Annotated in this window: 23 protein-coding genes; 11 read left to right on the forward strand and 12 right to left on the reverse strand. The window is 46.3% G+C overall.

Annotated elements, in window-relative coordinates; all coding sequences use genetic code 11:
* Positions 1–181: 181 nt before the first annotated feature.
* The 7 genes from EKG39_RS01825 to EKG39_RS01860 all read left to right on the forward strand — a co-directional run bounded on the left by EKG39_RS01825 (position 182) and on the right by EKG39_RS01860 (position 8,208).
* Positions 182–574, forward strand: coding sequence for an H-NS histone family protein (locus tag EKG39_RS01825; RefSeq protein WP_126503677.1), 393 nt, complete (start codon positions 182–184; stop codon positions 572–574).
* Positions 575–738: 164 nt separating this feature from the next.
* Positions 739–3,813, forward strand: coding sequence for an amidohydrolase family protein (locus EKG39_RS01830; RefSeq protein ID WP_126503679.1), 3,075 nt, complete (start codon positions 739–741; stop codon positions 3,811–3,813).
* Positions 3,810–5,129: an amidohydrolase family protein gene (locus EKG39_RS01835; RefSeq protein WP_126503681.1), complete on the forward strand. Its 1,320-nt coding sequence runs from the start codon at positions 3,810–3,812 to the stop codon at positions 5,127–5,129. The genes EKG39_RS01830 and EKG39_RS01835 overlap by 4 nt, the downstream gene beginning before the upstream one ends.
* A gap of 124 nt (positions 5,130–5,253) precedes the next feature.
* Positions 5,254–5,637, forward strand: a complete 384-nt coding sequence (gene rcsF, locus EKG39_RS01840; protein ID WP_126503683.1) for an Rcs stress response system protein RcsF — start codon at positions 5,254–5,256, stop codon at positions 5,635–5,637.
* A 60-nt stretch (positions 5,638–5,697) separates the two neighbouring features.
* Positions 5,698–6,420: a tRNA (N6-threonylcarbamoyladenosine(37)-N6)-methyltransferase TrmO gene (gene tsaA / locus EKG39_RS01845; protein WP_126503685.1), complete on the forward strand. Its 723-nt coding sequence runs from the start codon at positions 5,698–5,700 to the stop codon at positions 6,418–6,420.
* Entirely contained in the window at positions 6,420–7,055 is a 636-nt protein-coding gene (locus tag EKG39_RS01850; RefSeq protein ID WP_126503687.1) for an acyltransferase, read from the forward strand. The genes tsaA and EKG39_RS01850 overlap by 1 nt, the downstream gene beginning before the upstream one ends.
* A gap of 667 nt (positions 7,056–7,722) precedes the next feature.
* Complete coding sequence (locus tag EKG39_RS01860; protein WP_126503692.1) at positions 7,723–8,208, forward strand: VOC family protein; 486 nt, start codon at positions 7,723–7,725, stop codon at positions 8,206–8,208.
* A 117-nt stretch (positions 8,209–8,325) separates the two neighbouring features.
* On the opposite strand, the gene EKG39_RS23300 is transcribed toward EKG39_RS01860, so the two are convergent.
* On the reverse strand, positions 8,326–8,499 hold the full coding sequence (locus EKG39_RS23300) for a hypothetical protein (RefSeq protein ID WP_185817504.1): 174 nt from the start codon (positions 8,497–8,499) through the stop codon (positions 8,326–8,328).
* 587 nt (positions 8,500–9,086) lie between these two features.
* Between EKG39_RS23300 and EKG39_RS01865 the strand changes: the two genes are divergently transcribed.
* Both EKG39_RS01865 and EKG39_RS23305 read left to right on the forward strand, forming a co-directional pair.
* On the forward strand, positions 9,087–10,379 hold the full coding sequence (locus EKG39_RS01865) for an HD-GYP domain-containing protein (RefSeq protein ID WP_246028391.1): 1,293 nt from the start codon (positions 9,087–9,089) through the stop codon (positions 10,377–10,379).
* A 48-nt stretch (positions 10,380–10,427) separates the two neighbouring features.
* Positions 10,428–10,589 carry a hypothetical protein gene (locus EKG39_RS23305; protein ID WP_185817505.1) on the forward strand — a complete coding sequence of 54 codons (162 nt, stop codon included), beginning with the start codon at positions 10,428–10,430 and terminating at the stop codon, positions 10,587–10,589.
* A gap of 209 nt (positions 10,590–10,798) precedes the next feature.
* On the opposite strand, the gene der is transcribed toward EKG39_RS23305, so the two are convergent.
* From der to rlmN, 8 genes are all read right to left on the reverse strand, one after another.
* Entirely contained in the window at positions 10,799–12,265 is a 1,467-nt protein-coding gene (der, locus tag EKG39_RS01870; RefSeq protein ID WP_126503694.1) for a ribosome biogenesis GTPase Der, read from the reverse strand.
* Between the two features lie 104 nt (positions 12,266–12,369).
* Positions 12,370–13,557: an outer membrane protein assembly factor BamB gene (gene bamB, locus EKG39_RS01875; protein WP_126503696.1), complete on the reverse strand. Its 1,188-nt coding sequence runs from the start codon at positions 13,555–13,557 to the stop codon at positions 12,370–12,372.
* Between the two features lie 11 nt (positions 13,558–13,568).
* Complete coding sequence (locus EKG39_RS01880) at positions 13,569–14,189, reverse strand: YfgM family protein (protein WP_126503698.1); 621 nt, start codon at positions 14,187–14,189, stop codon at positions 13,569–13,571.
* A gap of 13 nt (positions 14,190–14,202) precedes the next feature.
* Entirely contained in the window at positions 14,203–15,477 is a 1,275-nt protein-coding gene (gene hisS, locus EKG39_RS01885) for a histidine--tRNA ligase (RefSeq protein ID WP_126503700.1), read from the reverse strand.
* A gap of 220 nt (positions 15,478–15,697) precedes the next feature.
* Entirely contained in the window at positions 15,698–16,813 is a 1,116-nt protein-coding gene (ispG, locus tag EKG39_RS01890) for a flavodoxin-dependent (E)-4-hydroxy-3-methylbut-2-enyl-diphosphate synthase (RefSeq protein WP_126503702.1), read from the reverse strand.
* A gap of 103 nt (positions 16,814–16,916) precedes the next feature.
* Positions 16,917–17,837 carry a RodZ domain-containing protein gene (locus EKG39_RS01895; protein ID WP_126503704.1) on the reverse strand — a complete coding sequence of 307 codons (921 nt, stop codon included), beginning with the start codon at positions 17,835–17,837 and terminating at the stop codon, positions 16,917–16,919.
* On the reverse strand, positions 17,837–18,625 hold the full coding sequence (gene pilW, locus EKG39_RS01900; protein ID WP_126503706.1) for a type IV pilus biogenesis/stability protein PilW: 789 nt from the start codon (positions 18,623–18,625) through the stop codon (positions 17,837–17,839). The genes EKG39_RS01895 and pilW overlap by 1 nt, the downstream gene beginning before the upstream one ends.
* Positions 18,626–18,658: 33 nt before the next feature.
* Positions 18,659–19,780 carry a dual-specificity RNA methyltransferase RlmN gene (gene rlmN, locus EKG39_RS01905; RefSeq protein WP_126503708.1) on the reverse strand — a complete coding sequence of 374 codons (1,122 nt, stop codon included), beginning with the start codon at positions 19,778–19,780 and terminating at the stop codon, positions 18,659–18,661.
* Between the two features lie 156 nt (positions 19,781–19,936).
* Here rlmN and EKG39_RS01910 point away from each other — a divergent pair, with 156 nt between their 5' ends.
* On the forward strand, positions 19,937–21,019 hold the full coding sequence (locus EKG39_RS01910) for a CNNM domain-containing protein (protein WP_126503709.1): 1,083 nt from the start codon (positions 19,937–19,939) through the stop codon (positions 21,017–21,019).
* 286 nt (positions 21,020–21,305) lie between these two features.
* Entirely contained in the window at positions 21,306–23,051 is a 1,746-nt protein-coding gene (locus tag EKG39_RS01915; RefSeq protein ID WP_126503711.1) for a bifunctional metallophosphatase/5'-nucleotidase, read from the forward strand.
* Positions 23,052–23,281: 230 nt separating this feature from the next.
* Here EKG39_RS01915 and EKG39_RS01920 read toward each other — a convergent pair whose 3' ends face one another.
* The 3 genes from EKG39_RS01920 to EKG39_RS01930 all read right to left on the reverse strand — a co-directional run bounded on the left by EKG39_RS01920 (position 23,282) and on the right by EKG39_RS01930 (position 24,629).
* On the reverse strand, positions 23,282–23,815 hold the full coding sequence (locus EKG39_RS01920) for a GNAT family N-acetyltransferase (RefSeq protein WP_126503713.1): 534 nt from the start codon (positions 23,813–23,815) through the stop codon (positions 23,282–23,284).
* 142 nt (positions 23,816–23,957) lie between these two features.
* Positions 23,958–24,260, reverse strand: a complete 303-nt coding sequence (locus EKG39_RS01925) for an NrfJ (RefSeq protein ID WP_126503715.1) — start codon at positions 24,258–24,260, stop codon at positions 23,958–23,960.
* Positions 24,261–24,404: 144 nt separating this feature from the next.
* Positions 24,405–24,629 (reverse strand): DUF3820 family protein, encoded by a 225-nt coding sequence (locus tag EKG39_RS01930; RefSeq protein WP_126503717.1) that lies wholly within the window; start codon positions 24,627–24,629, stop codon positions 24,405–24,407.
* Between the last annotated feature and the right edge of the window lie 248 nt (positions 24,630–24,877).

Genomic DNA, 24,877 nt, shown 5'->3' on the forward strand with positions numbered 1-24,877 from the left:
AAAAATGGTTGTTTTTGGTTACTTTTGGTTATTTAAATAATCAAAGTATGAGTCTTTTATATGATATATTTAATTATTGAGAAATAAATACAAATACTATTTGATACTTGCTCTATTAATTCCTATTATTATCCATCAGATATATCTGTTACTTACTTTTATTAATTGGACCCTAATCATTATGAGCGATTTTCTTGAAATACTAACTCATGGCCGTCGTTTTAAAGCCGCAGTAAAAGAACTTTCAGTTGAAGATTTAAAAGAATTAGCCGCAAAGCTCGATAAAATCATCTCAGAAAGAGAGTCAGAAGCTGAAGCTGTTAATGCAGCAATGGCTGAACGCAATGCTCAAATCGATGAAATCCGTAAGCAGATGGAAGCCGTTGGGTTATCGATTGACGATCTAGGTTCAACTGCAATTAAACCTGCTCCTAAGAAGCGTGCACCTCGTCCGGCTAAATATACGATCGATGTCAATGGTGAAACTATCACCTGGACCGGCCAAGGCCGTATGCCGACTGTATTTAAAAATGAACTCGATAATGGCCGCACTATGGATGATTTCCTCATCTAAGTCGCCCTTACATCAGTACATTCTATATTAAACCGGCCTGGCCGGTTTTTTTATGCCCCTATGAAGCGATTAGAATGAAGTTAAAACACAATGAGTAATTGGTGTTTACATAAAGATTAAGATAACCTCTCCTTCATGTTTCGTTTATCAATATAACCCCTACTATGAATCGCAATATAAAAACCATAATCATACTCGCGGCTTTAGTACTTCCTTATACATCTTCGGCGGAAGCAAATGACCAACTAACTGATAATACGCCTAAACTAACGGCACTCACACATGCCAGGCTTATGATTGAACCCGGAAAGATACTCGATGACGCAACACTTCTAATCGAGAATAATAAGATTATCGAAGTAATTAAAAGTAATAAGGTTCCATCACAGACATATGTTATCGATTTAAAAGGTTATACCGTCTACCCCGGCTTTATCGACCCCTTTACCGATTATGGTATAGAGTTTGAATACCCTAAAGTTGACGCCACGCCACCGGTTTATGAAATAAAACGTATAGGTGGCAATGCTAAAAATGGGGCGATTCATTCAGAAAAAGAATGGTTTAACTATGTTTACCCTAATAGTGAACAAGCTAATAAATGGGTAAACAATGGTTTCACCAGCGTACAAAGCAGTTATCAGGATGGAATATTTCGCGGTCAGGGCGTGACATTATCTTTAGCTGGAAAAACGGCGAATGAAATAATATATCGCTCAAACTCGGCTCATTTCTTAGCATTCGACAAAGGCAGCTCCCCCCAAGACTACCCTACATCATTGATGGGAAGCATTGCGCTTATTAGGCAAACCCTAGCTGATGCAAGTTGGTATAAAGATAATAAGAGAAAATCATTTTCTAAAGCCGGGAATAACATTGTCGAATTTAATAATGCCTTGGATAAACTTTCAAATATCGAAAATGAACAGGTCATCTTCGATACCAATAATCTAAACGACCAACTAAGAGCCGCTCAAATTTCAATCGATCATGAGCTCAAGGCCACGCTATTAGGAAACGGTAAAGAATATGCCCGTATTGATGAGCTCAGTGCTTTTTCTTACGGTTTAATTTTACCTCTTAACTTTCCTGCTGCGCCCGAAGTTGATGATGATGATGCTGAAAGAGAAGTTTCACTGGCAAGGATGAGACATTGGGAACGTGCTCCGGCTAACCTTATGGAGGTTGAGCGCGCAAAAGTCCCCTTCGCTTTAACTCAACATGGTATTAAAAGCGATGCTTTCTGGCCAAGGCTGAAACAGGCTATTGACTATGGTCTCAGTGAAGAGGCTGCATTAGCCGCATTAACGACCGAAGCTGCAGAGGTCGTCGGCACCGCCGACTTCAGTGGCCGATTAAAACCCGGCTATATGGCCGACCTGGTAATTACTAAAGGTAACATTTTTATAGATGGCACCATACACAGTGTATGGCTACAAGGTGAAGAGCGGCAACTCATAAGCCGTGACAGTCACCTATTGGATTTAACCTATCAGATCCAAATTGGCGATCTGACGCTGGACCTTATGTTAGATAGTAGCAACACGGGTAGCGATAAAATTACCGGCACGCTTTCCAGTGGCGAGCAGGAGATAGCGCTATCGAACGTCTCCTATCATGATCAAAGGCTGAACTTTACCGCCGATATGAGCGACGCAGGATTTGAAGGGATAAGCCGGTTTACACTATGGTTCGATAATCAGGGACTTCGCGGACGTATGCTCGACAAGAACAATGCGCAGACACCGATTGCAGGAATACCCACAAAACAGGTTATTGAGGCGCCTGTCGCAGAGGAAGAAACCGAGATATCAATTATCTCCAGGCTCACTAAACCTAATGTCGCCTATGGCATTAAGGGTTCAGTTGAGACAGAGAAACTTCATATCAGTAATGCCACCATCTGGACCTCAGATGCACAGGGGATCTTGGAAAACAGCGATCTACTCATCTCCCGGGGTAAAATTGAGCGTCTGGGTAAAAATCTGTCCACCCCCTCCGGTTACCGGTTTATCGATGCTAGCGGCAAACATCTGACCGCAGGCATTATCGATGAGCATTCACATATCGCCATCAACGGCGGCACCAATGAAGGCTCTGATGCCATAACCTCAGAGGTTCGTATCGGAGATATTCTCAATCCCGACGATATCGCCATCTATCGTGCATTGGCAGGCGGTGTCACCACCGCGCAACTGTTACACGGCAGCGCTAACCCTATCGGTGGTCAGGCTCAGGTGATCCAGATGAGATGGGGCGAGAGTGCCGAGAAGCTCAAATACACCCGGGCACCGGCCAGCATCAAATTTGCCTTAGGTGAAAACGTTAAACAGAGCAACTGGGGCGACAAGTTTACCCGCCGCTTCCCCCAGAGCCGTATGGGGGTCAAATCTCTCTTCAGTGAAGCATTTAATGAGGCCCGCGCCTATCAACAGGATCTAAAAGCCTATAAGCGCCTCAGAAGTAGTGAAAAGCGCAATCAAATAGCGCCTAAGCCTAACTATCGTTTAGCGGCAATAGTAGAAGTACTCGATCAGCAAAGAGATGTTCATATTCACTCCTATGTGCAGTCGGAGATATTAATGTTTTTACGCTTAGCCGAAGCATACGACTTTAAGGTCAAAACCTTTACCCATATTCTCGAGGGGTATAAGGTCGCACAGGAGTTAGCCGACCACGGTGCATCCGCGTCGACCTTCTCCGATTGGTGGGCCTATAAATTTGAAGTCTATGATGCGATTCCGCAAAACACCTGTCTCATGCAAAATAAGGGCGTACTGACCAGTATCAACTCAGATGACTACGAAATGCAGCGACGTTTAAATCAAGAAGCGGCCAAATCTATGATGTATTGTGACATGTCCGCCGAAGACGCATGGAAAATGGTCACCATCAATCCAGCTATACAGCTTGGAGTTGAGACTGAATTAGGCTCTATAACCAAAGGCAAACAGGCAGATATTGTACTTTGGGATCACAACCCCTTATCGGTTTACGCTAAGGTTGAGTCGACCTGGATCCAGGGGAAACCTTACTTTGACCGCAAACAGGATAAGCTGGCTCAGCAAGCTATTGCAGAGGAGAGAGCCGAGCTCATTCAAAAGATATTATCCAGTGAAAACAGCGAAACGACACTCCCGCCCGGAGAGGTGATAGAGGAGAAGAGTGAGCCCGAATGGCATTGTGATACTCAGTTTGATGTTTGGAAACAATCCAGCCAAGGGAGGAGCTCGCTATGAATAACGGACACACTAAAACAGGCTCGCACTTTCCCGGGAAAGTAAGAGGTACTTTAGCCTTTGCTTTAGTCGTGCTGAGCACTTTCACCGTGCCGACTCAGGCACACGACATTTTACCCGCGTCAGCACAGACATCCGCCATTCTCTTTAAGAACGCCACCATTCACACGGCTGTAGATGGAGTAAAGGCCGACAGTGACCTGCTAATTGAAAATGGCAAGATAATGGCCATCGGCAAGGCGCTCGCCGCACCCGAAGCGGCAATTTATGATGCCAGCGGGCGGCATATCTACCCGGGACTTATCGCGCTCGATACCAGTTTAGGTTTGGTCGAAGTTGAGATGATGCGCCCGAGTAATGACAGCCGTGAGGTCGGTGAAATCAATCCGCAATTAGAGGCATTGACGGCTTTTAATCCGGATTCAGAGATCATCCCGACCGTCAGAGTCAATGGCATCACTCACGCTCAAATAGTGCCTCAAGGTGACAGCTTAGCCGGTCAATCGGCTCTGGTATCATTGGATAGCTGGACCGTCGAAGACGCGATTGTGCAGACAAAGGCGGCCTTTCATCTCTATTGGCCAAGACTCAAATCTCTGTCCAGCGAAACGAAAAAAAGAGAGGAGCAACGCAAAGAGTATCGGCAGCAGGTTGCAAAGGTAACAGAGGCGTTCACCGACGGTTATCGCTACTATCTGGCCCATAAAAGCGGGGCTAAGACCAAATTAGATATGCGCTGGCAATCAATGCTGCCCCTTTTTCGAGGAGAGGCTCAGCTGTTTGTCCACGCTAGCACTCAGAAACAGATAGAGGAAGCCGCTGCTCTGGCAAAACACTATCAATTTAAGTTAGTTATCGTTGGCGGATATGACGCCTGGCGACTCGCGGATCTTTTAAACGAGATAGATGCAAAAGTGATCTATACTCGAACTCTAAGCTTGCCGATGCGTAAAGATGAACCTATAGAGATGAGCTTTAAAATTCCCGCCCTGCTCAATCAGGCGCAAATTCCATTTGCATTGGGTTTCTCATCCGACTGGAACAGCCGAAACTTACCTTTGGCAGCAGGACAAACGGTCGCGTACGGGCTGAGTAAGGAAGAAGCCCTTAAAAGTGTCACGCTCGATGCGGCTAAGATATTAGGTGTAGAGGACATGGGAGCTATCGCCGTCGGGTACAAAGCCAATCTGATTATCTCAGGTGGCGACATTCTCGACCCTATGGTGACTAAGATCGAAAAGGTCTATATAGATGGCAGGGACGTCGATCTAAATAATCGGCAACAACAGCTTTATCAAAAGTACCTAAAGCGATAGAATTCTACCTCGAAGGAGTCATAGCAGGCGATCCGCTTGTTTGACTCCGATCTTAATGATTTAAAATCATAAATTGCCAAAAAATGCAGCTTCCAACCCACGTTTATAATGACAGGCCTGAATTATGAAAACGCTTTTGATTGCCCCCTTAGTTTTACTTCTCAGCGCATGTGCCGGCGACTATAAGTTCAATACGAATCTCGATGGTGAAGCCATCGACGAATACTTTAAAGCATCGGATGTCGCCGTGTTTGAAGGCAATACCCACCCCACGGTGCCTTACGAGATCATCGGCTTAGTCGAAGGTGAGACTTGTCAGGAAAGCGCCAATGACGCCCCAGCCTCGATAAGTGAGGCACGTACCCTTGCCAGAAGGGCCGCCGCCGATAAAGGGGCTAACGCAATTCTCATCAAGAAATGTATGGTGTTCGAAGAGCAAGGTCAGGCGTGTTTCAGTAGAGCAGTCTGCGTTGGGCAAGCGATTAAGACACCTGAAGCAGATAAATAATAGCTAACCTGGCCTGGCCGGGTCGTTGCATCCTTATTCCAACACAGTGATCTGTAAAATATGAGCTTTAACTGTCAAATAGAGGCGGTGGCTTTCTGCCGCACTCCTTATAAGCAAAAATTCGGCATTCCGAGACAGCCTGGACTGGTTGGCGCCGCCCGGGGCTTTGTCGAGCTGCAAGCGCCCTATAACCATATCGATGCAGTGAGAGGGTTAGAGCAATACTCTCACCTCTGGTTACTCTTCTCTTTTCATGAAAACCTATCCCAGGGTTGGAAGACAACAGTCAGACCGCCGCGTCTCGGGGGTAACGAAAAACTGGGCGTATTTGCCACCCGCTCGACCTTCAGACCCAATGGCATTGGCCAGTCGGTAGTCAAACTACATAAGATCCATCAGAAAAAAGGCAGCGTTATTTTAGAGATCTCTGGCATGGATCTGCTCGACGGTACGCCGATCATAGATATTAAGCCCTATATCCCCTTCTCGGATTCTCAGCCTGACGCATCTGGCGGCATTGCACACGAAGCGCCACATTTGATTGATGTGGCCTTTACCCAGGAAGCCAGGGAGCAACTTGAGGCTTACAGTAAACTCGAACAATATCCACGTCTCGAAGAACTGATCACCGGAGTGCTGGCACAAGATCCTCGGCCGGCATATAAGAAATCAAAAGCCGATCCTAAGCTTTATCAGGTCGCTCTGTTTGATCTCGATATTCTCTGGCATGTCATCGATGACCGCATCCTGATACACGAAATTAAATCCGGTGTTTCGCTATAATGGAAACAAAAGAAAACATCTTGAATACTCCCGACTATCAAAGCCAGCATAAGAAACGACTCTCGCATATGCCCTGGCTCTACTTCAGTCTCAAACCTAAACTCCTGAGCTGGGCTAAACCCTGGCAGGAGCAGGTTCAGGCCGAGTTTATGGCGCTGGAGACCGTCTCATTCGGTCAGAACTGTTTCATCGCCCCCGAGGTTAATCTTTTTGCCGAGCCGGGAAGAGGTATCCAAATAGGCGATCAGTGTATGATAGCCGCCGACAGTTTTCTGCATGGTCCCATCATCTTAGGCGATGAGATTGCCATCAACCATGGCTGCTCTCTCGACGGCGGCCGCACAGGGATCACCATAGGCGACCAGACCCGCATCGCCAATAACGTCACCATCTATGCCTTCAACCACGGAATGCACCCGGACAGACCTATCTACCAGCAAAATGTCAGCTCTGAAGGTGTCGTCATAGGCAAAGATGTCTGGATAGGCGCACAGGCGGGCATCGTAGATGGCGTCACCATAGGCGACAGCGCAGTCATAGGCATGGGCTGCATCGTCACCAAAGATGTCCCCGACTATGCCATAGTGGCGGGTAACCCGGCGCGGGTTATCGGCGACCGAAGGGAGAAGGTATAGGGATACACCTTTTCATCCTTTTAGTTATCCATCTATCCTTGGTTATTTTATTGATGTTTTAAGACCATAGCTTCAATTTCATCTACCACCTGCCGTGGGCAAAAGTGCATTCCATTATCTGTGACACGTTGAGTGAAGCGAAGCTTGGTGCTACGAACGAGAAGCATGGATTCTGAACTGGCTGTTAGATATGGATATCGTTGCAAGCACATCTGACCGCCATGGATGGTGGAAATGCCGAAAAATGTATGGAACATTTTCGGCCCAGTAAACTCTACCAAAACGTCCATGTTTTGGAAGCCCACAGCCGCAGCTACATCATGTTATTAATTTCTTCGCTTGGTGATCACAATTGGAGTTTACGATTTGTAACTAACTTCTGGGCATTTCCGTATTACGAAGTTCGGCTGACTCTGATATTTCGGATAAATTTTATGATGTCTAAAAGAGGAAAGTCTAAGAATGAATGGACAATTTGGTTAACCCACTACGCTACCTGTTCTTAACTCCGGCGTGATCGAGGCCTTTAGGTAGAGTGCTTACACTTTTAATAACGAAAAATTATCGTTTGAATAAATTATGATAATTTTTAATAGGACCACCTCTTCCATATACTCTCCTTATCGAAACAATACACGAAACAAATTCTTAGAGATTGGAGCAGATTATGAAGATGAATCACGTAGGTATCATGGTTGGCGATATGGACAAAGCGGTTGAGTTTTACACCAAAGCGCTGGGTCTTAAAATTGTTATGAACAACACTAAAGTTATCGAAGAGCGCGAAACAGCCATTGGCCGTATGTGTATTGCTGTATTCGGTGAAGGCTTTAAAGGCTTTAACATCGCACACCTAGTTACCTCTGACGGTATTGGCGTTGAAATGTTTGAGATGAAAGAGCGTCAAGAGCGTCACGAAGTTGATTTCTCTCGCCTTGGTATCTTTCACTTCTGCCTGCAAACTGACGACTTTGCTGGCGCTATTGAGCGTACTGAACAGTACGGCGGTAAAGTTCGCATGGACATTATGCGCTACCACCCAGAAGACGACAGCAAACCAGCACAAATGGTTTACCTGGAAGACCCGTTTGGTAACTTATTTGAGCTTTACTCGCACACTTACGAAGAGACTTACGCTTCAGATTACGAGTAATCTAGCGAGTTTAATCATTGATGAAAGAGGATTGGCCAGTAGCCAATCCTTTTTTGTTTGATTAGGAACTTGGCAAACTTTGGGGCATTTCCAAGTTAGAGGCTGCTCCAAAAAGCTCTAATCGAAGAAAGAACTTTCTCGTAAACCAGCCAGTGCAGATGCGGCTGCGAGCTTCCAAAACATGGATGTTTTGGCAGAGCCCACATGGAAGTGTTCCCGGCGTCTCGCTGAAGTATCTGCACATTCCCTCGCCGGGCAGGCGGTAAACAGCAATGAAGGTACGACCTTCAAGCTCACACTCCAATAACAACGAACGAAAAAAGAAAATGTAATCAGCCTTCATTCGAAGGCTAACAAACTTTGGGGCATAAACGTGTTACCAACAAAACTTCAATCGAAGAGATAGATAAACGGGTGTAAGTGAGCTCGAGGACTTCGATTTCAGAGATGAAATCGCAGAGCGCCCAAGGACGGGTTTACAGCGTACCGAGAGATTACTTACACATGCGCCCACAGCAGGTGATAGATAGCAATGAAAGTACGACTTTCAAACACACCACTCAATACCTACTCAGCCAGAAGTTAAAATAGAAAATGTAATAAGCCATCATTCGAAGGCTTGCTAACTTTGGGGCATTTCCTTACTAGCAAGCTCATTCAATAAAGCTTAACTCGAACGAAAAACAGTGCCATGAACTCTGGTCGCTTCAACCAAACCCAGTTATATTAGTGATTAATATTAATAGAGAGTAATTATACAGTAGACTTATCAGACAAATGCTTCAGTATCAGGATATAGTCTATGTAAGTGAGTAGATGAGTATCCGACTCCATCATTAGTTATCAATCGATTCAACTCGAATGAAGGATTCAAAGGAATGAACATATCATCGCGTTATTTTTCAATGCCAGTGAAACAAGGTTTAACTGATACCTTACCTCTATGGCGAAGATTGATCTTTAATCGGTTATTTGGACTACTGGCAATCCTTTGTGTGCCCGTTTACTTTACCAGCGTCTACCTCTGCATCGTATCAAATCTCTGGTCTATGGCTCTATTTGATACTTTAGCTTATGGCGTATTGCTCTATATATTACTGGTAGAATCGATAAGTGAACGCTACAAATACATCATAGGCTGCCTATTGGCCTATGGCATCGGGTTTGCCTTCCTCATCACTATAGGGCCCACAGGCGCAGGTTTTTTCTGGCTATTTGTATTTCCGCCTCTGACAGCCATACTTCTGGGGAAAAAGGCCAGTATTGTCGCTCAGGTTCTCAATGGTTTTTGTCTGCTTACTGTTGGAGTGGCCTACAGTTCCGGAGCCCTACAGTGGCCAATAACCGAAGGGTACAGCACCTTTATTTGGTTTGTGGTCAGCATCAATTTTATCGTAACTAATGCAATGGTTACCCTATCGACCTCATTTTTACTGGGTAAACTAACACGTTCTTTAGAGGCAACGTTAGCCTCCAGACACGCAACCATCATGGGCCTTGCAAAACTGGCAGAGTATCGAGATAACGAGACTGGCGCGCACCTCATCAGAATGCAGCACTATTCAAATATGCTTGCCACTCAACGCCAGCTTGATGCGAATACACCTGAAGAGCTTACTGACAACTTCATACAAGATATTACCCTCTCCTCCATCCTGCATGATATCGGTAAGGTGGGGATCAGCGATGCAATCTTGCTAAAACCCGGACGGTTAACCCCAGAAGAATTTGAACAGATCAAGGCTCACCCAAGCATAGGTGCGACAGTGTTAGAAAGCTTGCGCACATACGCACCGCAATGCAACTTTATACAGATGGGAAAAGATATTGCAGGTGGACATCATGAAAAGTGGGACGGCTCAGGCTACCCAAAAGGGTTAAGGGGCGAAGCGATCCCCTTATCCGCCCGCATCGTCGCTTTAGTTGATGTCTACGATGCACTTACCTCCCCTCGATGCTATAAACGCCCTTTCAGTCATCCAGAGGCAGTGTCGATGATATCAGCGGGTAAAGGCGCCCACTTTGACCCCAAATTGGTCGAGAGCTTTATCGCTATTAATGAGCAATTTGAACAGCTGTCGAAAGCTTCCTTAGGTGAATTACAGCAAGATGCTGTAGATGAGTTGAATTTTTGCAACCAGGCGCAACGAAATTGTTTGAGGGAAAGTTAGAGAAACAGTACAGATTGCCATCGGCTTTTGCTTAAAGGGAAGTTTGTCATGGACAATATCATCACCAAAGATATCCTACTTATCTCCCATTACGGGTCATCGGCGGCCAAAGGAGAAGGTGTTGAGATGCACCACACATCTTCGTTCCATATAATTGAGGTAACTTGTCAGATAACAAGTTTCAAATATCCCGGTGACAGGATGCAATAAATGACCTGAATATGCAGGTAATTCTTCGGCATTCCTGCACGGCACCCATCGCTGGCGACAGGTAAGAATGAAGGTACGGCCTTGAAGCAAACATCCCAATACCATAGAGCAAATGCAGAGCAACCTTCATTCGAAGGTAACAAAAAGGCCAGTTAAATTTAATTAACCGGCCTTCTATGATTCAGACTCAAGGTTCTAAAACCTTAATACTACTTCTTATCTTTAATATGCGTCATCATACGCTTACGGCGACGCTCTTGACTCACCGTCAGCTTCTTGGTGTTCATCCCTTCAAATGGGTTACCACCATCCTGGAATCGGATCTGAATAGGCGTGCCCATAACCTTCAATGAACGACGGTAGTAGTTCATCATGAAGCGCTTATAAGAATCCGGTAACTTCTTAACCTGATTACCATGCACAACCACAATAGGTGGATTGTACCCACCGGCGTGAGCGTACTTAAGCTTAACACGACGTCCGTTAACCAACGGAGGCTGATGATCGTCTTGTGCCATCTGCATGATACGGGTCAGCATAGAGGTACTCACACGACGTGTCGCACTGTCATAGGCTTCCTGCACAGACTCAAAAAGGTGTCCAACACCGGTGCCGTGAAGCGCCGAGATAAAGTGAATGCGGGCAAAATCGATGAAGCCAAGGCGGCGGTCGAGTTCGCTCTTCACTCTGTCTTTGATCTCCTGATCGATACCATCCCACTTGTTGACGGCAATCACCAGCGCACGACCGGCATTGAGCGCGAAGCCTAATAGGCCCAGGTCTTGCTCTGCGATACCTTCACGGGCATCGATGATCAATAGCACGACATTACTGTCTTCAACGGCTTTCAGTGTCTTAATCACCGAAAACTTCTCAACGGTCTCATGCACCTTACTACGACGACGAACACCCGCGGTATCGATCATGACGTATTCACGTCCGTCTCGCTCCATAGGGATATAGATACTGTCTCGAGTGGTACCCGGAGAGTCATAAACAACCACACGCTCTTCACCAAGAATACGGTTAGTTAGTGTAGACTTACCCACATTCGGCTTACCAATAATAGCCATCTTGATAGGCAGATCCTGAAGACGCTTCTGTTCGGCTTCCGCTTCCTCTTCGGTGTACTCTCTCTCCTCTTCGCCCTCTTCGCCTTCACCATCACGATTAAGGCCAAGTGCTTCGGCGTAAGGTGCTAATGCGTACTCAATCATGTTGGTCACACCGCGCCCTTGCGCTGCAGCCATCTGATACACTTCGCCCAGACCTAAGGCCCAAAATTCGGCACAAGCCGAATCGGCATCAATACCGTCGACCTTGTTAGCGACAACAAAGGTGGTCTTTTCACGGCGACGCAGATGCTCAGCAATAGCCTGATCTGCCGCCGTTAAACCGGCTCTGGCATCGGTAAGGAATAAGACCACATCGGCTTCTTCGATCGCTGCAAGCGACTGCTCGGCCATATGGGTTTCAATTCCCTCTTCGGTACCATCGATACCACCGGTATCGACAACGATAAACTCATAACCAGAGAGATAAGCGCGACCATATTTACGATCCCGAGTCAGCCCAGGAAAGTCGGCTACCAAAGCATCTCTAGTGCGGGTCAGACGATTAAACAGGGTCGACTTACCCACATTAGGTCGGCCAACAAGGGCCACAACTGGAATCATTTTTTTGCCTCTAATCTACAATTTCTTTCAAAAATAATGTTTTTATATAACTAAAAAGCCCCCGGAACAAACTTCCGGGGGCTAAAAATCTATTCAGCTAAAGCTTACGGAAGCGTTATTCTAGCAACTTTTCCATCACGAGTCTGAACATAGATATTATCACCTTCGACCAGTGGCTGGCTAAACAAACCTGAACTATCGATCTGAATACGACCAGCTAAGGTACCGGTACTCTTATTGATAAAGTGTAGGTAACCTTCGAAGTCTCCGACAACAATATAATCTTTAAATACCGCTGCCGATGTTAAGTTACGGTTAGTTAACTCGGTATTGCTCCAGCTTTCTAAACCACTTCGTCTATCGACTGAGTATATACGGCTATGGTCATCGACGAGGAATAAGTTCACACCCGAATCAGCAAGTTCATGGAAACTCGAATATTTACGAGTCCATACAACGCGTCCGGTTCTCACTTCCATAGAGACCAGGTTACCGTTGAAACTGACGGCATATAGGTTTTCACCTATGATCAATGGCTTCATGTCGATATCGGCCATACGGGTAAACTCGTTACCTCCCTTAGGCGTATAAATCGCTTGTTCCCAAGCTGCCTGACCGTTATTTTTGATGACTACCGCGATCTTGCCGTCTGCCGTTCCAACGAAGAAACCACCAGACTCATAGCTCGCAGAACCTGTACCACGCAAGGTCAGGTTAGGCAGTTTAGACTCGTAGGCCCACTGCTTCTCACCGTCATCGACGTTAAAGGCTTCGAGTGTTCCCGAGCTGGTATTGACAACTACAACATCTTCACCGACAGATGGCGCTGACAACAGCTCACCACCTGCGATAACAGACCAGATAGTCTCACCCGTTTCTGCATCGAGGGCACCTAATATGCCGCTCTCTCCACCGATAAACACCATATTACGGGCTGCTGTTACGCCGGCGGCTAGTTTAGCCCCTTTGTTTTTAGCAAGGATGTTGTCCTTAAATGCCGAACTAAAGTCCTGGCTCCAAACCTTTTCACCGGTCTTTTCATCAAATGCAGTGACTTCACCGTATCTGTCGGCGACATACAACTTGTCATAACGCACAGTAGGACGAAGACGCGAGTAATAATCGCCCACACCGTTACCTACGGTCGCAGTCCAGCTCACCTCAGGAAAGACACTCGCCTCAATCTCAGGCAAAGGACTAATCGGCTCTTCTTCTACATCACTGGACGAACAGGCCGATAACAGCCCCAAGCTCAATCCACATGCGAGCAATGTTTTGCACCAAGACTTCATGGGCAGTTTCCTTATGCCTTATTTAAATTATCTAGCTTCATCTGTAAAGCGGGGCTTGATGTCGCTCCACCATTATCTACTGCAGCTTGATAAGCGGCTTTGGCTTGCTCGGCTTCGCCTTTGCGAACCAGGAAATCACCTTTAAGTTCTTCTCTTTGAGCGATAAAAGCAGGATCTGAAACTTGCTCCAGAGTCGTGATCGCTGTCGCGACCTGCCCCTGTTCGGCTTGAACGCGAGCTAAACGCATCGTCGCTACCATAACCAGGCTGGCATCGGGTGCAGAGGCAATCACGCTTTTCAGCGCCGCTTCAGCCTTATCCAGATCGCCGGACTCAACCGCCGCTTTCGCAACGATAAGTGATAGCAGTGATTGATAACCTTTCTGGCTATGATCTTTAGCGAAGTTTTCAGCCGCATTCAGCATAGCTGCATCGGAAGTTGCACTGCCACTCATGGCCTGAAAGGCTTCTGAAGCCGACTCAGATTTCGCCACTTTGTAGTCTGAGTAATAGTTCCAACCAAATAAACCACCGAGACCAACCACAGCACCAACGACTATGGATGTGCCATAATCTTTCCAGAACTGTTTGATAGCATCTACTTGTTGTTCTTCTGTGCTATAAATTTCCACGTATTCTTCCTCTCTAAATCAGTTCTGCAATATAAGTTGCCAAAGCATCGCGGGCAACTAATTCTTGTTCTTTTTTGTCACGCAGATATTTAACGGCAACCTGGTTATTGGCAAGTTCATCTTCACCAATCACTAAGGCCACTTGAGCACCACTCTTATCTGCACGTTTCATCTGCTTCTTGAAGTTTCCGCCACCACAATGACTCATCACCCTCAGATGAGGCAATTCACTTCTCAGTGACTGGGCAATCTTAATCGCTTCAATCTTGCTTGCATCTCCCATCGCCGTGACATAAACATCGACAGTAGCAGGGATGTCTTTGGTTAATTCGAGTGTTTCAAGCATTAACACGATACGCTCGAGTCCCATGGCGAAGCCAACTGCTGGGGTATTCTTACCACCCAATTGCTCAACCAAGCCATCGTAACGTCCGCCAGCCAGTACAGTACCCTGAGCGCCCAGGCTCGATGTTACCCACTCGAAAACGGTGCGATTATAGTAATCTAAACCACGAACCAAACGTGGATTAATCACGTATTTGATACCAACGGCGTCTAAGAGTTCACATAAATGTGAAAAATGTGCACGGGTCTCTTCACCGAGATACTCCATCAGCTCAGGCGCATCGGTTAATAAGGCCTGTACTTCAGGGTTTTTCGTATCGAGCACGCGCAGTGGGTTGGTGTACATACGGCGCTGACTTTCTTCATCGAGCTGCTCTTTGAACTGCTCAAGATAAGCGATAAGCGCTTCACGATAGGCAGCACGCTCTGCAGGGTCGCCAAGCGTGTTCAGCTCTAAGGTCACATGCTCGGTTATGCCTAATTTTTCCCATAAACGGTGCGACAGCATCAAGACTTCGGCGTCAACGTCCGCGCTCCCTATGCCATAGACTTCAACACCGAACTGGTTAAATTGACGGTAACGACCCTTTTGTGGACGTTCATGTCTGAACATAGGACCCATGTACCAAAGACGTTGCTCTTGGTTATATAACAAGCCGTGCTCGTTACCCGCACGTACCGTTGAGGCAGTACCTTCTGGACGGAGTGTTAAGCTGTCACCGTTTCTGTCATCGAAGGTATACATCTCTTTTTCAACGATATCAGTTACTTCCCCGATAGAACGTTTAAAAAGGTCTGTACTCTCTACGATTGGAGTACGGATTTCACTGTAGCCGTAAGCACTGACGGTTTCTCTCAGTACGGTTTCCAGTTTTTGCCATAGAGGGCTTTGGGTAGGCAGAATGTCATTCATTCCGCGAATCGCTTGGATCTGTTTTGCCACGATAAAGACTCGTCCGAAATTAGCTATAAAATTAAAAGCGCCACGCAGTATATCTCTATACCCAAGCTACCTCAAGATACTGAATCCTGCATCTTGAAGTGGTTTGGGTATATAACCTGGCACTTCATTACTAAACGTAAAACTGAGTTCAAACTCAGTTATCAAACACAATAGAGTACCGCGCCGGCCTTTGGCCGACTACCTCATATATGAGTGAAAATTATTTATTTAAATCTTGAGCAGGAATGCGCCCGTTGATTATTGATGCCTTGGCCCTGATCTTAGCCTCAAGAGAGTCGACAATATTATCATTATCGAAACGCTCTTTCTGCCTGACGCCTTCGTCGTAATAGCCACTCTTGCGATTGCCGCCGGTAAGTCCGATATCAGAGACTAACGCCTCTCCGGGTCCGTTAACGACGCAACCGATAATAGAGACATCCATAGGTGTCACTATGTCTTCTAAACGACGCTCGAGTTCATTGACCGTACTTATCACATCAAACTCCTGACGAGAGCACGATGGACAGGCGATAAAATTAATGCCCCGAGAACGAATTCTCAGTGATTTCAAAATATCGAAGCCAACCTTGATCTCTTCTACAGGATCGGCCGCCAGAGAGACGCGCAGTGTATCACCGATACCTTCGGCTAATAACATACCCAGACCCACGGCAGACTTAACAGAGCCGGAACGTAAGCCACCCGCCTCGGTGATCCCCAGATGCAGGGGCTGCACAATCTGTTTTGCAAGCAGGCGGTATGCTTCAACCGCAAGGAAAACATCCGATGCCTTCACACTGACCTTGAACTGGTCGAAATTCAACCTATCCAGAATATCGACATGACGCATGGCCGACTCGAGCAGGGCTTCGGGGGTTGGCTCTTTGTACTTGTCCATCAGATCTTTTTCTAAAGAACCGCCATTAATACCAATTCGAATAGGGATATTCTTATCACGGGCACATTCGACAACACTTCTGATCCGCTCTTCATTGCCAATATTGCCAGGGTTGATACGCAGACAATCGACGCCATATTCTGCGACTTTAAGCGCGATACGATAATCGAAGTGAATGTCGGCGATCAAAGGAATATTAGACTGCTGCTTAATCAACTTAAACGCTTCAGCAGCGTCCATGGTCGGTACTGAAACCCGAACAATATCCGCGCCCACATTTTCCAATGCTCGAATTTGAGCAACCGTCGCATCGACATCTGTCGTGAGAGTATTGGTCATCGACTGCACCGCAATAGGGGCACCGTCTCCGATAGGCACATCGCCAACATAGATACGGGTTGAAGCTCGTCTTTTGATCGGGTTTTCGTTGTACATCTTGTTTACTCTATATATGTCTATTTCATTGAGTCGTCTGGTAACCACCGGGCTACAAACAGCATCAACAGAATCTTGTTCTTCGCAAAGCTAAACCGGGTGCTTATTGCGCCATAGGCAAGGTTAATCTTGCCACTCGCCCGCTGGGAAAGTCACTCAGGCTTACCTGCTCACCATTTAATTTAATGCTTACAGCCTGAGGAGCACCCAGAGTGATTTTAAATGGTTCGACTCCGGAGACATTGAGCTCACTGCCGGCTGTCTTCAGGTCATTAATTAACGTATCACCCTTCGCGTCTTTAACGTTTATCCAACAGTCGCCATTCAGGCTGAGACTCAATGATGACAGGGTTACCGCTGGCTTTTCTATGGAGGCTTGTACATTTTCCATCTCGATGGCATCGGCCTGTTCGGCTCGCTCGATGACATTGTCACTCTGAAGCTCTGGAGACGATTCAGCTTGCGAACTGATAAGGGAGTCAGTTTCTTCCACATGCGCCGGCTCAACCTCGGGTTGTGTCAGTTGAGAATCGGCCATCTCTTCCACGGTGGGCTTCGAAAGGTCGATATCAGACAGGGTATCAGACTTTTGCACCCACCAAAGCACCAGCAGAGCCAACAAGATAAAGGCGATCAGATAGGTCACAAACATCAAACGGCCATCACGGGCCTGTCGTGTGGTTTTGCGGGAAAAACTCTGCATTTCGGGTGCAGAGGCCTGAGGCAACTGCCTGTCCAGGCACGCTTGAATGGCTTTCTTATCGGCCTGAACGATACGAGCGTAATTTTTTACATAGCCTTTAACATAGGTTGCTGAGGCTATTTCGCCGAAATTATCCGCCTCAATATCTTCAACGATACAAGGGCGTAGGTGTAGTTGCCCTGCGATATCGGCAACACTCGCGCCCTGTTTCTCACGGGCAGCCTTCAGTAGTGAACCGAGCGTTTCCTCTTGTTCGGACTCACCTGTTTCAACATTGTTCTCTGCTTCATCCTTGAGCATATCGATTTCTTTTTTAGTCATCAGTGCATACTTGCTCGATACTGCTTAGCCTCTATGGATGCCGGAAACTTTGCTAAAAGCAAAATGCCAAACTTTCTGGCTGCATCTAGATCATTTAAGCCTTGCTCAATTTTTATTCCCAACGTCAAACTCTCCGCGGACTCTGCAACGACTCGATGATAACGTACTAATTGAGCCCTTGCATTGAGATAATCCCCGGTTTCAACGTCGATCTCAGTTAATTCAAGTAAAGTCACCTGCCTTCGCGGATCGTACTTCAAGGCCATGGCAAAATAATTTTTTGCTTTATCTAACTGACCCGCTTTACGGCTGCAGATGCCCAAGTTTTCATAGCTTGATGCCGAACGAGTATATTTAGGCATACGCACAGCCTTAAGGAACATCTCCTCAGACTGTTTATACTTCTCTTGCTGACACAAGAATACGCCAAAGTTATTCATGGCATCACCTGTGGCATCACTGGTTCTTATCGCCTTGCGATAGGATGCCTCAGCATTTTCAAGCTCGCCAACTGTCTGATAATAATAGGCCATCGAGACATGCACAGCCTCAAGATCCGGTGCATACTCGACCGCCTTATCTAAGTTGTATTTGGCCTGCTGGCTGTTGCCTTTTTGCAGATAGGTTAATCCAAGTTGTGCCCTCTGTCTGGCAGCTGACACGTTATCAAACTCCCTTTCGGCCACAGGGACATCTGTGCCGCTATAGGTACGCTCTGATACACATCCGCTCAACAGGCCCATGGCTAACAGGGTAAGGGCTGTAATTTGGGTTAATCCTTGCTTCATTGGCAAGCCTATCTATCTACATAATACAAAGAGTTAGTTTATTGTGACCGAAATCTGACTATCTTGCATTTGTTTTTTCGCTAAACGCTTGGTTCTATCGCGAATATCCCCTGCCAGCTGTCCACAAGCCGCATCAATATCGTCTCCACGGGTTTTTCTTACGATAACCGTAAGCCCATATTCCATGAGAACTTTAGAAAAGCGATCGATACGTGAATTAGAAGAGCGACCATACGGAGAGCCCGGATAAGGGTTAAATGGGATCAGATTAATCTTACAGGGGGTATCTTTCATCAATTTAGCCAGTTCATGAGCCTGATCTGTACTGTCATTGATATGGTCTAACATCACATACTCAACGGTAACACGGCCACGGTTAGCATTGGACTTTGCGATATAGCGACGGATCCCGGCCAAAAACTCTTCCAGCGGGTATTTCTTATTGACGGGAACCAGGACGTCACGCAATTCATCGTTTGGTGCGTGAATGCTCACGGCTAATGCGACATCCAGTGCATCACCAAGCTTGTCCAGGGCCGGAACGACACCAGAAGTCGATACCGTAACACGGCGTTTAGACAGACTAAAACCGAAGTCATCTAGCATGATATCCATTGCAGGGATGACATTAGCCAGGTTAAGCAAAGGCTCGCCCATGCCCATCATCACTACGTTAGTGATAGGTCTTTCACCCGTCTCTTTTTGAAAACCGATAAAATCAGCAACACGCCAAACCTGACCAATGATTTCGCTCACGGTTAAGTTACGGTTGAATCCCTGCTGAGCCGTAGAACAGAAGGTACACTCCAGTGCACAGCCCACCTGAGAAGAGACACATAAGGTTGCCCTGTCTTCTTCCGGAATATAAACCGTTTCGACTTCCTGGCCCTGACCGACATTGATGGCGAACTTAATCGTACCATCATCCGATTTTTGGTAACTGGAAATTTCAGGCGCGACCACTTCACATCGCGCACTTAACTTAGCGCGCAACGCCTTATTGATATTGTTCATCGCGTCAAAGTCAGTCACGCCAAAATGATAAATCCACTTCATCAATTGATCGGCACGGAAAGGCTTCTCACCCATTTCTGTGAATAATGCTCTTAACCCTTTACGGTCAAGATCCAATAAATTGATCTTCTTTTCACTCATTTCGACTAACCTCAACACTAAATACGGAACTAATACCCGTAACGGGGCGGCAAATTATACAGACACCGAGCAATTTTTACTAGCAGCAAGCATTTCTGCATACTTAATGTTAGAATCGACTTGGACTAATATTGGTCTGTAAATGTAATTCCATAAATGATCACCCTCATCGTTATTGTAGCCGTTGCTATCGGGATATCCTTCCTTTGTAGCGTTTTCGAAGCAGTTCTTCTCTCTGTCACTCCCAGCTATGTTGCAACTTTGGCGCATTCAAACCCTGAAGCGGCCGAGCGACTCGGAAAACAGAAAGATAATGTCGAATCTCCACTGGTATCGATTCTCACCCTGAACACGATTGCCCACACAGTTGGTGCAGCCGTAGCGGGCGCTCAAGCCGCTAAGGTATTCGGTGATGAGATGCTAGGTGTATTCTCCGGCGTCCTGACCTTCCTGATCCTATTTTTCTCTGAGATCATTCCTAAGACATTAGGCGCAAACTATTGGCGTTCACTCGCGCCATCGGTTTCAATCGCCCTATTGTGGATGGAGCGACTCACTAAGCCACTAATCTGGATGTCACAACAGGTGACTCAGCTCTTAGGAAAAGGAGATGAGGGTCAATATATTCGTCAGGAGATGAGTGCGATGGCGAAGATAGGACATGAGTCCGGAGAGCTCGACAAACAAGAGTCACTGATTCTGACTCAGATGCTATCGGTCAAAGAGATGCCGGTGAGCGCCATCATGACACCAAGAACCGTGATGTTCAGCCTGTCAGGCTCGCTTTCACAGGAGGAGTTTGCCCTCAAGCACAAGGGCACACCATTTTCTCGTATCCCCATTTACGATAAAGAACCCGATGACGTTATCGGTTACATCAACCGTAACGATATCATGCTTGCCGAGCGAAAAACGCCTCAAGCCCCGATCAGTGAACTGAAGCGTAATTTGGTCGTCGTTCCCGAAACGGCAAAGATTCTGCCGCTGTTTCAACTGCTCATTAAGCGAAATACCAAGATTGCCATTGTGGTTAACGAATACGGTACCGGCGAAGGGATAGTAACATTGGAAGATATCGTCGAATCCCTCTTGGGTCTCGAGATCGTCGACACCAACGACCCGGTTACTGACATGCAGCAATTGGCTCATAAATTATGGGAAAAGCGCATTAAAGATAAAGGGATCCGTTTATCCGATGATGGCGAATTTGAATCTTATATAGAGACACCAAAGCCTTAATGATGAAATCGAACATCTGACTGTGCCTTTCATTGGCAGCAACTTTTGACGGTAATTTGTCAGGTACGACATAAGAAAGGGAAACTCAGGTTTCCCTTTTGCTTTTCTGGCGATATAATCTTCGCCCGATTGAAGAGCTATCCGCTTAGCTGACCCAGGCTGACGCTCCGCCTGCTTTATCGCGGCAATGCCGCCATATACCATCATCAATCGGGATTATATACCCATATTCATAAATGCTTTGACTCTCGTTTCCTGCTCAGACTTTTTTACGGATTGCCATTAAATGCCCCACAGTTACACGCTAAAGCTTGCCCATATCAACGACACTCACTCTCATTTCGATTCGAGTCGGGTGCATTTTTCTGTCGATACCCAGGGAAAGTCTTACGACATCTATAGCCACAGTGGCGGCTACGCAAGGATTCAATATCAGCTTACACAGGCGAGAGAGGAAGCGCTATCTGCCGGACAAGAGTTTCTCTTTCTTCATGCCGGTGATAGCTTTCAAGGCACACTCTATTTCAACCACTTTAAGGGAGTGGCCAACGCGCACCTGCTAAACCTGCTGAAACCCGATGCTATGGTCCTGGGCAACCATGAAGTCGATGATGGCAGTGCACCTATCTTAGCGTTTCTCAACGACATATCTTTTCCACTGCTGGCCGGAAATATGGATATGAGCCGGGAAGCCTCAGATAAGTGCTCCCCTATCAAAGGTCATAGGCAGCTATTCGATTATGATGATGCCAACAACAGAGCAAAAGTTCTGCTAAAACCGCTAAAAGATAAGCAAGTTGCCATTCTCGGAATAACCTTGGATCAGATGGCGGAGATAGCGCGTCCCGATCCCGACATGATTTTTATCAATGCCATCGAAACCACTCGAAATACCGTAGCGCACCTCAAGGCACAAGGCATAGACCATATTCTGATTCTCAGTCACCTTGGGTTCGATCAGGATAAAGTTTTAGCCGAGCAGGTTGACGGTATCAGCCTTATCATTGGTGGCCACACACATACCTTGCAGGGTGAGTTTAAAAACTTGGGGCTAAGCTCGGTTCCCTATGGAGTCCGAGTCAATAATACGGCCATTCTACATGCCGGGAAGCACGCCGAAACGATAGGTATTGCAGACGTTGAATTTAATCAAAGCGGACAGGTTATCTCCCTCGATGGACATAACCACTTCATGCTCGATGATCAATTTATTCTTGAATCTAAGCATGGCATTACCACTTCAGATTACGATGCGATCAGAGCCTACCTGCGCAGTCATCCCGGGATCCGTTGGGACAAAGAGGATACAGTCGTCGCACAGGTGATCAACTCTCAATATCGTCCGGCCATTGAAGCGCTTGAAAAACAGGTGCTGGGCTTTATACCCAGAAACCTGGTTCATACCCGTCTCCCCAGTAAATCCCTTCCACACGGTAGTGAAATTGCCCCCTTGGTGTGTAAGAGTATTTATCATGAAGCGAAACTCATGTATCCCAGAGTCGACTTTGCTCTCCACAATGCGGGGGGAGTCAGACAATCACTCAATAAAGGTGAGCTCACACTTGCCGATGTTGTCGGGCGCCTGCTGCCATTCGATCTATCTCTGGTTAAATATCAGATCAGAGGTCTACACCTCTATGAGGCAATTGAATCGGCCATTAACTCTGCAACCAATAACAGTGTGACCGGTACCGGAGCCGGCAGTTTTCCCTATACTTACGGCTTAAAGTATTGTTATGACGGACGTAAACCTCTGGGACAACGTATTTTGACGCTGGAAGTTCTACGCCAGCCCGATACAGAAGATGAGGCCGATAGGTGGGAGTCAGTCGACAGAAACAGAGACTATTTCGGCGTCTCTTCGGCCTACACAGCTTCCGGTAAGGAGGGATATTATCCATTACTCCAAGCAAGTCGGCAGCAAGCGATTGAGGGACTCACCCTCCCCTCAGCCTTTATCCGTTTCATGAGCCATGAGCAGTCACTCATGCAAGAGATCTTGCCTCAAGTCGAATATATCAGCCACGTCTAGTGCCTGGACGTGAAGGGATGAAAGGTTTGTAGGTTTGTAGGTTTGTAGGTTTGTAGGTTTGTAGGTTTGTAGGTTTGTAGGTCATGATGACGGTCTTTGGCCTGCTAGCAGGCAGACGGCTTCATCTGCGTGATTCGCGGCTAAAGCCGCTCCTACATAGGATCGGCTTTTATGTAGGACCGGCTTTAGCCGGGAACGGTGGCTGCACCTCCGCCCGATACCTTAAAAACCTATTCAAGACTCTTACTCATAAGAAAACCCATAAATATCTGGCCTAGCTTCTCCTGATAGCTCTTATGTTGGACTTTAAAGCCATGGACAAGAAACAGATGCTTAGATAGCAGGGATGCATCGACGGTTAAGTCAGTATAATCTTGCTCTAAAGCCCACTCTTCCAGAGTTTCATAGAGTTTATGACCAACACCGCAATGCTGGTAAGCAGGATGAACATACAGACTGTCTATATAGCCTCTATTGTTAAAGTGAGTCTCAACATTGATAAATCCACAACACTTGGGATACTCGCCTTCAATCATAGCCTCATCCACAACCAACCAGGCTTTGCTTCTCGTTAGCCGTTTATTCCAATGATAGGTCGATCTGGGTTTGGGAGACCAGGCTTGCTTTTGCTCTATCGAGTACACGTCATCATCGATATGACGGATCGCATCATGAAAAATCTGACTTACCGACTGGGCATAACACTTACGATATGGGATCAGGGAGAATTTTGGCTGGTGTGAGAGCATCTGACTTGATGACATAGTTAACGAACATCTTGAGGTCGCTTGGGTACCACTATTATCGCAGCAGATCCGCACAAAAGAAAATGGTGGCGATTACCGAAATAATCAAGCCACCATTTCACCACTTTAAATACGATCTATTGACCGATGAAAAGTAGAACTACTTCTTATCGATACGGCCAACGAATAACAATTCGTCGAAGGTACGGTCCAAAGTCTTACTTGTGAAGTCATTCATCCACATCTGCTCTTGAACAACAACAGTATCGCCTTTGCTCACTTCAACTTGTGGACCCGCAGCCCAAAAAGTTTTGTCTGACTCTTTAATCTGTACGTAGGTGTACCCACCGCCATTCATAGTGTCAACAACTGTACCTTCATGCATAACACCTTGGGCCCATGCGCTAGAGATCCCTAATGCCAGTGTCGCTACAGCAACCAATTTAACCAATTTAGCTATCATTGCCTCTTCCTCTTATGTTTTAGCTCAGCTTTACAATACAGATCATTTAAACATGGAGCACTTAATAAATCTCTAATAAAAGTCACGAAATAACAAACCAATATGCATCTTTTAGATCAAGGTCTCAGAACCCGAGATACGCACTCAGCTTTTTTGAACTTTATTGAGCAGGGGTTGTAGCATCTCCTCCAGACCATTGAGTTTAATCTCATACATCAGAGCGAGTTGCTCACCCAACTTGCCTTGGGGAAAGCCTTTAGAGTGAAACCAAACCAGGTATGGTTCAGGTAGCTCGAGTAATTTTCGCCCGGCATATTTACCAAAAGGCATCTTTTGGTTAATGGCTTCCAACAACAAGTCTTGATTCATATTTACTCTATCACTCTTACATCCAACTATTCACTGTGCAGCATAACTAAGAAACAACAAATCGCAATAGAGGCGTTCATCAAAACACCGAACCCGACCAACTTTAAGCATTTACAGGGTCGAATCATATATATCTTTTTTATCTAAAAATAAAAAATACCAACATTTAAGGAATATATAAAATCCGCAGCCTCTGAAGCGACGCTAAAAAGACAAGACTAAGGCCCGCCATATCCTCGTTAGCATAA

Origin of the sequence: Shewanella atlantica (assembly GCF_003966265.1) — a bacterium.
GTDB classification, from domain to species: domain Bacteria; phylum Pseudomonadota; class Gammaproteobacteria; order Enterobacterales; family Shewanellaceae; genus Shewanella; species Shewanella atlantica.